This window comes from Acidimicrobiales bacterium (assembly GCA_036273495.1).
In the GTDB taxonomy this organism is placed as follows: Bacteria; Actinomycetota; Acidimicrobiia; order Acidimicrobiales; family JAJPHE01; genus DASSEU01.
In genome coordinates this window covers 1-12,775 of sequence record DASUHN010000349.1, presented here as the reverse complement: position 1 = coordinate 12,775, position 12,775 = coordinate 1, and the positions used below count along the sequence as shown (strand labels likewise).

Annotated in this window: 12 protein-coding genes; 4 read left to right on the top strand and 8 right to left on the bottom strand. The window is 73.1% G+C overall.

Annotated features, from left to right (window positions below; genetic code table 11):
• The 4 genes from VFW24_14820 to VFW24_14805 all read right to left on the bottom strand — a co-directional run.
• Positions 1 to 398 (bottom strand): biotin/lipoyl-containing protein (locus VFW24_14820; protein ID HEX5268036.1); only part of this gene is annotated, 398 nt, incomplete at its 3' end.
• The gene (gene lpdA, locus VFW24_14815; GenBank protein HEX5268035.1) at positions 398 to 1,801 is read right to left on the bottom strand and encodes a dihydrolipoyl dehydrogenase; all 1,404 of its coding nucleotides are present in this window, start codon (positions 1,799 to 1,801) and stop codon (positions 398 to 400) included. The genes lpdA and VFW24_14820, both read right to left, overlap by 1 nt.
• Positions 1,802 to 1,816: 15 nt before the next feature.
• Complete coding sequence (locus tag VFW24_14810) at positions 1,817 to 2,593, bottom strand: SDR family NAD(P)-dependent oxidoreductase (protein ID HEX5268034.1); 777 nt, start codon at positions 2,591 to 2,593, stop codon at positions 1,817 to 1,819.
• A 10-nt stretch (positions 2,594 to 2,603) separates the two neighbouring features.
• Complete coding sequence (locus tag VFW24_14805) at positions 2,604 to 3,125, bottom strand: ribonuclease H (protein ID HEX5268033.1); 522 nt, start codon at positions 3,123 to 3,125, stop codon at positions 2,604 to 2,606.
• A 23-nt stretch (positions 3,126 to 3,148) separates the two neighbouring features.
• Between VFW24_14805 and aceE the strand changes: the two genes are divergently transcribed.
• Genes aceE through VFW24_14790 form a run of 3 tightly spaced genes read left to right on the top strand, consistent with a single transcriptional unit; the run spans position 3,149 to position 6,964 of the window.
• Positions 3,149 to 5,893 (top strand): pyruvate dehydrogenase (acetyl-transferring), homodimeric type, encoded by a 2,745-nt coding sequence (aceE, locus tag VFW24_14800; GenBank protein HEX5268032.1) that lies wholly within the window; start codon positions 3,149 to 3,151, stop codon positions 5,891 to 5,893.
• Positions 5,894 to 5,903: 10 nt separating this feature from the next.
• A complete protein-coding gene (locus tag VFW24_14795; protein ID HEX5268031.1) occupies positions 5,904 to 6,266 on the top strand; it encodes a VOC family protein in 363 nt (120 codons plus the stop codon).
• Positions 6,263 to 6,964, top strand: a complete 702-nt coding sequence (locus VFW24_14790; protein HEX5268030.1) for a histidine phosphatase family protein — start codon at positions 6,263 to 6,265, stop codon at positions 6,962 to 6,964. The genes VFW24_14795 and VFW24_14790 overlap by 4 nt, the downstream gene beginning before the upstream one ends.
• A gap of 19 nt (positions 6,965 to 6,983) precedes the next feature.
• Here VFW24_14790 and dinB read toward each other — a convergent pair whose 3' ends face one another.
• From dinB to VFW24_14770, 4 genes are read right to left on the bottom strand one after another with little or no spacing between them, the layout of a single operon-like run.
• Positions 6,984 to 8,231, bottom strand: a complete 1,248-nt coding sequence (gene dinB / locus VFW24_14785) for a DNA polymerase IV (GenBank protein HEX5268029.1) — start codon at positions 8,229 to 8,231, stop codon at positions 6,984 to 6,986.
• A gap of 39 nt (positions 8,232 to 8,270) precedes the next feature.
• Positions 8,271 to 9,833, bottom strand: a complete 1,563-nt coding sequence (locus VFW24_14780) for an ATP-binding protein (GenBank protein ID HEX5268028.1) — start codon at positions 9,831 to 9,833, stop codon at positions 8,271 to 8,273.
• The gene (locus tag VFW24_14775) at positions 9,830 to 10,189 is read right to left on the bottom strand and encodes a response regulator (GenBank protein HEX5268027.1); all 360 of its coding nucleotides are present in this window, start codon (positions 10,187 to 10,189) and stop codon (positions 9,830 to 9,832) included. The genes VFW24_14780 and VFW24_14775 overlap by 4 nt, the downstream gene beginning before the upstream one ends.
• Complete coding sequence (locus VFW24_14770) at positions 10,186 to 11,820, bottom strand: ATP-binding protein (protein HEX5268026.1); 1,635 nt, start codon at positions 11,818 to 11,820, stop codon at positions 10,186 to 10,188. Before VFW24_14770 ends, VFW24_14775 begins: the two co-directional genes overlap by 4 nt.
• Positions 11,821 to 11,884: 64 nt before the next feature.
• Between VFW24_14770 and VFW24_14765 the strand changes: the two genes are divergently transcribed.
• Positions 11,885 to 12,775, top strand: an 891-nt coding sequence (locus VFW24_14765) for a hypothetical protein (GenBank protein ID HEX5268025.1), incomplete at its 3' end; no start/stop codon positions are given.

The following is a 12,775-nucleotide window of genomic DNA, read 5'->3' as shown; positions in this document are numbered from 1 at the left end:
GGTGGGGGGGGGGGGGCCGGGGCCGGCGCCGGCTGGGGTTGGGGGGCCGGCTCCTCCGGCCTCAGCTCCTGCTGCGCCGGCTCCGGTGCCGGCTCCGGCGCCGCTTCCTCGGCGGGCCGGGCCTCGGAAGGGGCGGCGGTCGAGCCGTCCCCCCCGCCGGCGGGCTGGTCCCCGATCACCGCCAGCGTGGTGCCGACGTCGACCGTGTCCCCCTCGCCCACCAGGATCTGCTGGACGAAGCCGGCAACGGGCGAAGGCACCTCGGAGTCGACCTTGTCGGTCGACACCTCGAACAGGACCTCGTCCTGCTCGACGCGGTCACCGACCTGCTTGGCCCACCGGGTGATCGTCCCCTCGGTGACGGTCTCCCCCAGCTGCGGCATGGTGACGTCGGCCATCAGCCGTGCAACCCCCTTCCGGTGAGCGCGAGCACCGCCTCACCGAACGTCTCGGACAGAGTCGGGTGGGGCTGGATGAACTGCGCCACCTCGTCGACGGTGGCCTCCCAGTTGACCGACAGGTAGGCCTGGCCGAGCTGCTCGGTGACCCAAGGGCCGACCATGTGCACACCGAGGATCCGCCCCGCCCGCCCGTCGGCGCCCCGCTCGGCCACGACCTTCACCATTCCCTCGGTCTCCCCGATGATCTGGGCCCGGCCACCGTGCCCGGCCGGCATCTTCTTGACCACCACGTCGTGGCCGGCGTCGCGCGCCGCGCTCTCGGTCATCCCGGCGAAGGCCACCTCGGGGTGGCAGTAGATGCACCAGGGCACCCGGGAGTAGTCCACCGGTATGGCGGCCTCCCCCAGGATGTCCTTGACGACGAGGATCCCCTCGGCGAAGCCGACGTGGGCCAGCTGCGGGTGCGGCCCCGACCCGACCGCCACCAGGTCCCCCACCGCGTACACGCCGTCACGGGAGGTGCGCATCCGCTCGTCGACCGCGACGAAGCCGCGGGAGTCGAGCTCGACCCCAGAGCCGTCGCCGAGCAGGCCCTCGGCGCGGGGGCGGCGCCCGACGGACACCACCACGGTGTCCACGGCAACCGACTGCCCGTTGCCGAAGTGCACGGTCGTCCCGTGCCCGCCCGGGGTGTGACCCTGGACCTGCACGCCGGTGTGGACGTCGATGCCCCGGCGCTTGAACGAGCGCAGCACCAGGTCGGCCACCTCGGTGTCGCAGCCGGGGAGGATCTTCGGCAGGACCTCCAGCATCGTGACCTGGGTGCCGAGGTCCGCCAGCATGGAGGCGAACTCGCAGCCGATGGCCCCGCCGCCGATCACGACCGCGGACGCCGGCAGCGACTCCAGCATGAGCAGCTCGTCCGAGGTGATCACCAGGCGGCCGTCGACGTCGAAGCCGGGGATGCTGCGGGGCACGGAGCCGGCGGCCAGGACAGTGTGGCGTCCCCGCAGCTCGGTCCCGTCGTCGACCCTCACCACCCCGTCGGCGTCGAGACGGCCGGTGCCCTCGACGATCCGGATCTTCCGCGACCGCATGAGCCCGGCCAGGCCCTTCCACAGGCCGTCGACCACCTTCTGCTTGCGGGCCTGGCTGGTGGCGAACTCCACGGACGGCTGGGAGGCCTGGATCCCGAACTCCTTGGCCCGCTCGACGGTGCGGAACACGCTGGCGGTCTCGAGGAACTCCTTGGCCGGGATGCAGCCCCGGTGCAGGCAGGTGCCGCCCACCTTGTCCCGCTCCACCACGGCGAAGGACAGCCCGGCGTTGGCGCCGTACAGGGCCGCGGCGTAGCCGCCCGGCCCGCCGCCGATCACGACGACGTCGAACTCCTCGGCCATCCGAGCGCTCCCTTCCTAGCGGGGCTGCATGCGTATCCCGGCGTCGAGCCGGACGCACTCGGCGTTCATGTAGTCGTTGGTCAGCAGCTCCACCGCCATCCGGGCGAACTCCTCGGGGCGCCCCAGCCGCTTCGGATACAGCACGCCGGCGCCGAGGCGCTCCTTGAACTGGTCGGCGGCCTCCCCGCTGCCGTAGATCGGGGTGTCGATCAGGCCGGGCAGGATGGTGTTCACCCGGATCCCGACCGGGGCCAGGTCCCGCGCCACCGGCAGCGTCATCCCGACGATGCCGCCCTTCGACGAGGAGTAGGCGGCCTGGCCGATCTGGCCGTCCTCGGCGGCCACCGAGGCGGTGTTGACAATGGCCCCGCGCTGGCCGTCCTCGTCGGGGTCGTTCTGGCTCATCGCGGTGGCGGCGATGCGGATGCAGTCGAAGGTCCCGATCAGGTTGACCTCGATCACCTTGCGGTAGGCGCCCAGGTCGTGGGCGCTCGAGTACTGCCCGTCCTTGCCGATCGTCCGGGTGGCCCAGCCGATGCCGGCGCAGTTGACCAGGCTCCGCAGCGGGCCCAGGTCCCGGGCGGCGTCGACGGCGGCCACGATCTGGTCGGTCACCGTCACGTCCGTCCGGGAAAAGGCGCCCCCCAGCTCCTTCGCCAGCTGCTCCCCCTTGTCGGCCTGGAGGTCGGCCACCACCACCTTCACCCCGCGTGACGCGAGCAGGCGCGCCGTGGCCTCCCCGAGGCCCGACGCCCCTCCCGTGACGACGGCCGAAGTCCCTTCCAGCTCCATACAGCGGACTCTACGCGGGTCTCCGGGGCGGCCGGTACGGGCGGTCGGGCGGGCCGAGGTCGTCGGGGCGCCCCGTCCCCTCCCGTCCCTCCTGCAGGGTGGCGGCCTCCACGGCCAGGCGGTCGACCAGGTCGTTCATCGGGTCGTCCCCGTGGCCCTTCACCCACCGGAACGCCACCTCCTCCCGCCTGGGCAGGTACAGCTCGAGGAGCGGCGCCCACAGGTCCTGGTTGGCCACCGGCTTCTTCTGGGCGTTGCGCCAGCCCCGGCGGATCCACCCCTCGTACCAGCGGTCGCGGAAGCAGTTCACGACGTAGGTCGAGTCGCTGACCACGGTGACGGCCCCGGTCAGCTCTCCCAGAGCTTCCAGGGCGGCGGTGATCTCCATGCGCTGGTTGGTGGAGTGGCCGGCGGCGCCGCTGCGGAAGCGCCCGCCGGGCACGGCCCACGCCCACCCTCCGCGGCCGGGATTACCGAGGCAGGCGCCGTCGGTGTACACGGTGGTCCCCTCCGGCACCCCGGAGTTGTACACGACGGTGCCGGTACGGCGCGACCATGGAGGCCGTGATCTTCGACGGCTTCTCGCACCAGCTGCCCGACACCGATCCGGAGGAGACGCGGGAGTGGGTCGACTCGTTCGACCAGATCGTGGAGGTCCAGGGCCGGACCCGGGCCCGGTTCCTGCTGATGAAGCTCCTCGAGCGGGCCCGGCTGGCCCAGGTGGGCTTCCCCGCCACCGTGTCGACCCCCTACGTGAACACCATCCCGTCCGACCAGGAGCCCTGGTTCCCGGGCGACGACTACATGGAGCGGCGCATCCGGGCCTACATCCGCTGGAACGCAGCGGTGATGGTGAGCCGGGCCAACAGCCGCTCCCCGGGCATCGGTGGCCACCTGGCCACCTTCGCCTCCTCCGCCTCCCTGTACGAGGTCGGCTTCAACCACTTCTTCCGGGGCAAGGACGCCGGCACGTCGGGTGACCAGGTCTACTTCCAGGGCCACGCCGCCCCCGGCGTCTACGCCCGGGCCTTCCTCGAGGGCCGGCTGTCCGAGCGGGAGCTCGACTACTACCGCCGGGAGATCGCCGCCCTCCACGAAGGGGCGCGGGGCCTGACCTCCTACCCCCATCCCCGGGCCATGCCCGACGTATGGGAGTTCCCGACGGTGTCGATGGGCCTGGGCCCGATCAACGCCGTCTACCAGGCCCGGTTCAACCGCTATCTGCAGGACCGCCGGATCTTCGACACGTCCGACAGCCGGGTGTGGTGCTTCGTCGGGGACGGGGAGTGCGACGAGCCCGAGACTCTCGGCGCCCTGTCCCTGGCCGCACGCGAGGGCCTCGACAACCTCATCTTCGTCGTGAACTGCAACCTGCAGCGCCTCGACGGCCCGGTCCGCGGCAACGGGAAGATCATCCAGGAGCTCGAGGCCATCTTCCGGGGCGCGGGCTGGAACGTGATCAAGGTGATCTGGGGATCGAAGTGGGACGACCTGCTGGCGCGCGACGTCGACGGCGTGCTGCTCAACAAGATGAACACCACGGTCGACGGCCAGTTCCAGAAGTACGCCACGGAGACCGGCGCCTACATCCGCGAGCACTTCTTCGGCCCCGACCCCCGCCTGCGGCGCCTGGTCGAGCACCTGTCCGACGAGGACCTGCAGGCCCTGCCGCGCGGCGGCCACGACTACCGCAAGCTCTACGCCGCCTACCAGGCCGCCACCGACAACACCGGCACGCCCACCGCCATCCTGGCCAAGACGATCAAGGGCTGGACCCTCGGGCCGCAGATCGAGGCCCGCAACGCCACCCACCAGATCAAGAAGATGAACAAGGCCCAGCTGGCCGCCCTGCGCGACCGGCTGTACCTCCAGGACGAGGTGCCCGACGAGGCCCTGGACGCCGAGCTGCCCCCGTACTACCGGCCGCCCGAGGGGTCCGAGGCCTACGAGTACCTGATGGCGCGGCGCCGGGCCCTCAACGGCTTCCTGCCCCGGCGGGTTGTGCGGTCCCGGCCCCTGCCCCTGCCCAAGGCGGAGGTCTTCGCCGAGTTCGACCGGGGGTCGGGGGGGCGGGAGGTGTCCACGACGATGGCCTTCGCCGTCATGCTGCGGAACCTGCTGCGCGACGAGCAGATTGGCCGGCTGGTCGTGCCGATCATCCCCGACGAGGCGCGCACCTTCGGGCTCGACGCCCTGTTCCGCCAGTTCGGCATCTACGCCTCGACCGGTCAGCTGTACACGCCGGTCGACGCCGACCTCCAGCTCTCCTACCACGAGGCCAAGGACGGCCAGATCCTGGAGGAGGGCATCACCGAGGCGGGATCGATGGCGTCGCTGACCGCCGCCGGCACGTCGTACGCGGTGCACGGCCAGCCGATGGTGCCGTTCTACCTCTTCTATTCGATGTTCGGGTTCCAGCGCGTCGGGGACCTGATCTGGGCCTTCGGGGACGCGCGCGGCCGGGGTTTCCTGATGGGTGCCACCGCCGGGCGCACCACCCTCGAGGGGGAGGGCCTGCAGCACGACGACGGCCATTCGCTGGTCCTGGCGTCGACGGTCCCGTCCCTCTGCGCCTACGACTGCGCCTTCGCCTACGAGCTCGGGACGGTCGTGGCCGACGGGATCCGGCGCATGTACGGCCCCGACCCGGAGGACCGCTTCTACTACCTCACCCTGTACAACGAGAACTACGCCATGCCCGCCCTGCCCGAGGACCAGGAGGCCGAGGCGGTGCGGGCCGGGATCCTGGCCGGCATGTACCGGTTCAGCCCCGCCCCGACCGACAGCGCCGGGAACGGGCGCAGCCGGCGGGCCACGATCCTGTTCTCGGGCACGGCGTGGTCGGCCGCCGTCCAGGCGCGGGACATGCTGGCCCGGGACTGGGGCGTGGCCGCCGAGTGCTGGTCGGTCACGTCGTACAAGGCCCTGCGCGAGGACGCCCTGGCCGCCGAGCGCTGGAACCGCCTGCACGCCGGCTCGCCGCCGCGGGCACCGTACGTCACCGAGGCGCTGGCCGCCAGCGAGGGACCGGTCGTGGCGGTCACCGACTTCATGAAGGCCGTGCCCGACCAGGTGGCCCGCTGGGTGCCGGGCGTGTTCCGGCCCCTCGGCACCGACGGGTGGGGGCGCTCCGACGCCCGCGCCCCGCTCCGGCGCTACTTCGAGGTCGACGCCGAGCACGTGACGACCGCCGTGCTCGCCGCGCTGTCCGAGTCGGGGGACGGCAAGCCCGAGGAGGTCGAGGACGCCATCCGGCGCTACGGCCTCGATCCCGAGGCACCCGACCCGATGTCGCTTTAAGGTCTCGGGGGTGAAACCTCTGGCCGTGCACCACGTGTCCATCAACGTCGGCGACGTCCCTGCCGCCATCGACTTCTACACCGGCGTCCTCGGCCTTACCGTGCGCGACGACCGACCCGACTTCGGGTTCGGCGGGGCGTGGCTGGACGCCGGCGGCCAGCAGCTCCACCTGCTCGAGTCCGACAGCAAGCCGGCCCCGGGCCAGCACTTCGCCATCCTGGTCGAGGACCTGGCGGCCACGGTCACCGAGCTCCGGGACCGGGGGGTCGAGGTCGGGGAGCCGATGGCGGTGAGCACCGGGCTGCAGACCTTCGTCCACGACCCGGCCGGCAACATGATCGAGCTGCACCAGACCGGCGCCCGGGCCCGGTGAGCGGCGGGGAACCGACCGAGTACCGCCAGCACCGCTTCGAGGCGCAGCCCGGGGCCACCGAGCTGCTGATCGTCCGCCACGGGGAGTCGTGGCCGGCCCGCCCCGACGAGCCGTTCCCCCTCGTCGACGGCCATGGGGATCCCCCGCTGGCACCGGAGGGACAGGAGGAGGCGGAGCGGGTCGGGGAGCGCTTGGCGCTCGAGCAGATCGACGCCATCTACGTCACCAGCCTGCGCCGGACCCGGGAGACGGCTGCCCCCCTAGCGCGCCGCACCGGTCTCGAGGTCCGGGTGGAGGCGGACCTGCGGGAGGTCTACCTCGGGGAGTGGGAGGGGGGCCTGTTCCGCAAGATGGTGGCCGAGGGCCACCCCGCCGCCCTCCGGATGATGGCCGAGCAGCGTTGGGACACCATCCCGGGCGCCGAGACCAGCGAGGCCCTGGCGGCGCGGGTGGGGGCGGGGCTGGCCCGGATCGTGGGCGCCCATCCCGACGGGCGGGTGGCGGTGTTCACCCACGGCGGCGTGATCGCCGAGATCATGCGCCAGGCCACCGGCTGCCGGCCTTTCGCCTTCCTGGGGGCGGACAACGGGTCGGTCAGCCATCTGGTCGCGACCGAGGGGCGCTGGGCCATCCGCCGCTTCAACGACACCGCCCACCTCGAGCGGACGTTCACCCTGGCCCCCGAGCCGCTGACCTGACCGTTCGGGGCCCGGCCCCTCACCGCTCGGCCAGCTCCCGGAACTCGTCGGGAACGGAGGAGCCGGGGCCGAACACCACCCCGGCGTAGCCCACCGCCTCGCGGCCGAAGCGGCGGCGGGCGGCGTCGACGGCCCGGTCCACCGCCCAACGGGCGGCACCTAGGGGGCTGCCGGGGCGGTGGGCCGTCCCCGGCAGGAGCAGGGGCAGCTCGGCCTGGATGGTGGGCTGGTCGGTCAGCGCCGACACCGAGATGGCGAGCAGCGTGATCTCCCGCTGGCCGGCCTCGTCCCGCAGGGCCCGCCCCACCAGGTCCACGGCCACCTCGGCCAGGGTGCGGGTGGTGCAGATCGGCAGCTCGAGGGTCACCGAGCGGGTCACCGAGCGCATGCCCGGGAACCGGACCCGGACCGCCACCGTGCGCCCGGCCCGCCCCGCCGCCCGCAGCCGTCCCGCCACCCGGTCGGCCAGGTAACCGAGGGTCGAGCTCACCAGATCGGGCTCGGCCCGGCGCCGGCCGAGGGCGGCCTGGGCCCCCATGGACGACGCCACCCGGCCGGTCTCGATGCGGCGGCCGTCCTCGTTGAGGGCCAGGGAGCCGAGCTTGGTCCCCGCCGCATCCCCGACCAGCCCGGCCAGGAGAGGTGTGGGCATGGCCGCCAGCTGCCCGATGGTACGGATGCCGACCCCCGCCAGGCGGGCCCGGGTGGCGGGGCCCACCCCCCAGATCAGCCCGACCGGGAGCGGGTCGAGGAACTCCCGCTCATGGTCGGGCGGGACGTGCAGCAAGCCGTCGGGCTTGGCGACCTGGGAGGCGATCTTGGCCAGGTGCTTGGTCCGCGCCACCCCGACCGAGACGGCCAGGCCCACCTCGTCGCGGACCCGCCGGCGGATGGAGGCGGCGATCTCCGGCGCCGGCCCGAACAGGTGGACCGCTCCGGCCACGTCGAGGAACGCCTCGTCGATCGAGACCCGCTCGACCAGCGGGGTGAAGTCGTGGAACACCGCCATCACCTCGTCGGCCAGCCGCTGGTACTCGCGGAAGTGGCCGCCCACGAACTCGAGGCCCGGGCACAGCTGGCGGGCCCGCCACCCGGCCATGCCGGCCTCCACCCCGAAGGCCTTGGCCTGGTAGGAGGCGGCCAGCACGACTCCGCCCCCGACCGCTATCGGCCGGCCCCGGAGGCGGGGATCGAGGAGCTGCTCGACGGAGGCGTAGAAGGCGTCGAGGTCGGCATGGAGGATGGTGGCCGCCCGGCTCGAGGGCACGGGGGGAACTGTACCGAACGGGTGTTCGATCGGCTCCGGTCAGGCGGCCCGCAGGCGCACCCGGAAGATCGACCCCTCCCCCGCCCCGCTGTCGACCTCGATCGTGCCGCCCATGGCCTCGACCAGCTGGCGGGCGATGTAGAGCCCGAGGCCGACCCCGCCGGCCTGCACGGTCGGGCCCGAGGGCCCCTGCACGAAGGGGTCGAAGACCTCGGCGAGGGCGGCGGGGTCGATCCCCGGGCCCCGGTCGGCCACGGCCAGCTCCACCCGGTCGGCTCCGTGGAGGTGGGCCGAGATGCTGAGGTCGTCCCCGGCGTACTTGACGGCGTTGTCGACCAGGTTGCCCACCACCTGCTCGAGCCGGCCTGTGTCGGCCAGGACCTGCAGGTCGGCGTCGACGTCCACGTTCACGTTCACCCGGTCGGGAAGGGAGCCCAGCACCCGCTCGACCACGTCGGCGACCGGGACCGGCCCGATGGTCACCTGCATGGCCTGGCCCTTGATCGTGATCGAGCTCAGCACGTTCTCGATCAGCCGGGACAGCCGGGCCCCCTGGGCCACCATGCGGTGGAGGATCTCCTGGCGCCGGTCGGCCGGGATGGCGTCGCCCTGGCGCTCGAGCACCTCGGCGAACCCGACGATGGCCGTGAGCGGGGTGCGCAGCTCGTGGGAGACGCTGGCGAGAAGGGTGTCCTTCATCCGGTCGAGCTCGGACAGCCGCTCCACCGTCTGGCGCTCGCGCCCGAACCGTTGGGCGTTCTGGACGGCCAGCGCGGCCAGCGTCGAGAGGGCGGCTACCAGCTCGGGGTTGCTCTGGCGGGGGCGGATCAGGAAGATCACCCCGACCGGCTGGCCGGCCACCTGGAGCTCGACGCGGTCGGCCGAGTCGAGCCCGCCCCCGCGACCGCCTTCCACCGATCCATTGAGGGGAAGCCGGGGCGGGAAGGGCTCGGCCCCGCCGACGTCGGCGCTCAGCTCGAGGAGGGTGTCGGACTCGTCGAGGACGTAGGCGGCGCCGGCGTCGGACCCGGTGGCGGCCACGAGCGCCGCCGTTCCGGCCGAGGCCGCCTCCCCCACCGCCACCGCCCGGCTGAGCGATCCGGCCAGGCTGATCACGCCCTCGAGGTCCCGGGTCCGCTCGGCCACGCTCTCCTGGAGGCGGCGGTTCGAGTCGCTCAGCCGGCTGAGCAGCTCGGCGTTCTCCCGCCGCAGCCGCCACCGGTCCAGCGCCGACCGGACCGACCGGACCAGCTGGTCGGGAGGGACGGGCTTGGTGAGGAAGTCGTCGAGCAGGCCAACGGCGGCGATGGCCGTCTCCAGGGTGGCGTAGCCGGTGACGAGCACGACCTGGATGTCGGGGTCGCGCTCCTTGAGGCGGGCGCCCAGCTCGGCGCCGCTGGCGTCGGGCAGCCGGTAGTCGACCACCGCCACCGCCGTGGCCCCCACCCGCGCCCGGTCGAGGGCCTGGGCCGCCGACGCCGCCCCGACGGCCTCGATGTCGTTGCCGCTGAGGATGTCCACGACGGTGTCGCGCATCCCGGGATCGTCGTCCACGACCAGCACCGACCCGCCGGCACCGGCGCCGTCCGCCGGCGGGTTCATGCCGGGCTTCCGGTGGCTTCCTCGACCAGGCTCAGGAGGTAGCGCGCCTGGAAGGGCTTGTGCACCATGGCGTAGGCCCGCGAGTCCATGGCGTCGCGCAGCCGCTCCTCCATGGCGTAGGCCGTCATCATGATCACGTTAGGCGGCGGACCGTTCATCTCCTGCAGCACCGACACGCCGTCCCGCCCGGGCATGCGCACGTCCATCACCACCACGTCGACAGGCTGGGTCCGGAAGGCGGCCATGGCCGAGTCACCGTCGGAGGCGACGACCACGGCGTAGCCGGCCCCTTCGAGGATGTCCGTCAGGGTCTCGCGCATCCCCGGCTCGTCGTCGACCACCAGCACGGTCGTCACGCCCCGTTCTCCCCGGAGAAGACGGGCAGGTCGATGACGAAGGTGGTGCCGGCGCCGGGCGTGCTGTCGACCGTGATGGTGCCGGCGTGGGCGCCGACGATCCGGGCCGACACCGCCAGGCCCAGCCCCACGCCGCGTGCCTTGGTGGTGAAGAAGGGCTCGAACACCCGGCTCCGGGTGTCCTGCGCCATTCCGGAGCCGGTGTCCGCCACCCGGATGCGGATGCGTCCCGACCCGTCCGGCGCCGCGTCCACCGTGATGGCGCCCCCGTCGGGCATGGCGTCGTAGGCGTTGGTCACCAGGTTGAGCAGGACCTGGCGGAGCTGGTCCCGATCAGCGGCCACAGGCGGCACGTCAGCGGCGCCGTCCCACGAGACGTCGATCCCGTCCGGGGCCGGGGAAACCGACAGCACCTCCTCGACGAGCTGGTCGAGGGCCACCCCGGCGATGATGGGCTGGCGCCCCCGGGCGTACTCGAGGAGGTCCGAGACGATCAGGGTGGCGGCGGACACCTCGCGATCGGCGGTGTCGAGCTGCCGGCGCACCTTCTCGTCGTCGGGGTCGCTGCTGCGCCGCAGCAGGTACAGCGAGTTGCTGATCACGCCGAGGGGGTTGCGCAGCTCGTGCCCGACCGCGGAGGCCAGTTGGCCGATGGCCGCCAGGCGCTCGCGGTCGACCAGCTGGGCCTGGGCGGCGGCCAGCTCGTCGAGCGAGGCCCGCAGGGCGGCGGTGCGCTCGTCGACCAGGGCCAGGGCGTAGTCGCGCCGGCGCCCGATCATCTCCGCCAGCAGCCCCATCAGCACCGCACCCAGCAGGCCGACGCCGAGCACGAACCACGCCGCCCGGCCGGCCACCGAGCCGACCAGCGGCTGGCGGGCCGCCACCTCGAGGAACCACTGGCTCTGGCCGAGCTTGAACTGCTCGGACACGACCGGACCCGGAAGCGGCAGTTGCAGGGTGTTGGCCAGCACCAGGGTGTCCGATCGGGGGCGGGGGCTGTCGTAGAGAGCCAGGTACAGCTCCGAGTAGGGCCCGGACTGCAAAGAGCTCGGGCTCCGGCCCGCGGCCGGAGTCTCCCGGTAGAGGACCATCCCCGGGGGTGCCGCCGGCGGCCCGGTGGCCAGGCCGAGCAGACGGGCGCCGGCCCGGCTGTAGACGGGCGTGGTGTAGACGCCGGGATGGTGCAGCGCGGTCGAGGCGGTGGCGGCGACGCCCCCGCCCAGGCCCTGGCCGGTCGACAGGCCCTTGCCGGCGGCCGCCACCACCACGAAGCCCGTCCCGGACGGCTGCAGCAGGGCCACAGCCGTTCCTCCCCCGGCGCCGCCGACCTGGGCCGCGGCGTAGGCCGGGAACCGGTCCAGCCCCCCGGGGAGCTGCAGCTGGCTGCCGAGGGTGGCCAGCTCGGACTGGATGGTGCCTACCGCCTCGTTGAGGACCAGCGCCACCTCCTTGGTCCGCTCCTGGAGGAGCCGGCTCTCCTGGTCCCGGACCAGGTTGCGGGTGGCCCACGAGGCAGCCAGGGTGGTCGCCACCACGATCAGGAGCACCACGAGGGTGAGGGGCCGCAACAGGCGGCGGGCCTGGGGGGGTGGCTTGGCCCCGGTGGGGAGCGTGGTGGAGGTTTCGGTCACTGCGGGCTTCTCAACCCGGAAGGATGCCACCCGGCGGCGCCCGGGGCGCGGTTGGTGCCCTACCGTGAGCGCCTCGACGCGGGGGTGCGGCGCGGTGAAGGTGACGATCATCGGGGGCGGCAGCTACCAGTGGTCCCCCAAGCTGATCACCGACCTGTTGGGGACGGCGTCGCTGGCCGGCTGTCACGTCGCGCTGATGGACGTCGACAGCGCGCCGCTCCCGAGGATGGAGGGGGTCTTCCGCCGCGCCGACGAGCTGCTCGGGTCGAAGGCCACCGTCGAGACGACCACCGACCGCCGGCGCGCCCTCGCCGGCGCCGACTTCGTCGTGGTCACAATCTCCACCGGCGGGTTCACGAGCATGGCGGTCGACCTCGACGTCCCGGCCCGCCACGGCATCCGGCAGTCGGTGGGTGACAGCGTCGGCCCCGGCGGCATCAACCGGTCCCTGCGCAACATCCCCGTTCTCGTCGGCATCGCCGAGGACATGGCGGAGCTGTGCCCCCGCGCCGTCATGCTCAACATCACCAACCCGATGAGCTGCCTCACCCGCGCCGTGGCCCGCCGCACGGGCGTGAGCGTCGTCGGGCTGTGCCACGAGGTGGGCCACTACTGCCTGGACGTTGCCCTGGCCTTCGGACTGCCGTGGGAGGCGGTCCGGCCCACCATCACCGGCGTGAACCATTTCCCCGTCGTGACGGCGCTGGACCTGGGCGGGACCGACGGGCTGGCGCGCCTCGGAGCGCTGGTCGAGGAGCTGGGCGGATGGCGCCAGATCCTCCCCGGTCCGGCGCGGGAGGAGGCGGAGGCCTTCTCCCGCCTCGACTTCGCCCGCCGCCACGCCCTGTCGCTGACCCTTCTCGAGCGTTACGGCGACGCCGTGCTGGCCGGTACCGCGACCCTTCCGACCCATCCTTCAGGGGAGCTGGTCGCGCCGGTGATCGACTCCCTGCTG

What these genes read in the sequence shown, in the direction of transcription:
- lpdA (HEX5268035.1), bottom strand. Translation starts at nt 1,801, where the DNA reads ATGGCCGAGGAGTTCGACGTCGTCGTGATCGGCGGCGGGCCGGGCGGC.
- VFW24_14810 (HEX5268034.1), bottom strand. Translation starts at nt 2,593, where the DNA reads ATGGAGCTGGAAGGGACTTCGGCCGTCGTCACGGGAGGGGCGTCGGGC.
- aceE (HEX5268032.1), top strand. Translation starts at nt 3,149, where the DNA reads ATGGAGGCCGTGATCTTCGACGGCTTCTCGCACCAGCTGCCCGACACC.
- VFW24_14780 (HEX5268028.1), bottom strand. Translation starts at nt 9,833, where the DNA reads ATGAACCCGCCGGCGGACGGCGCCGGTGCCGGCGGGTCGGTGCTGGTC.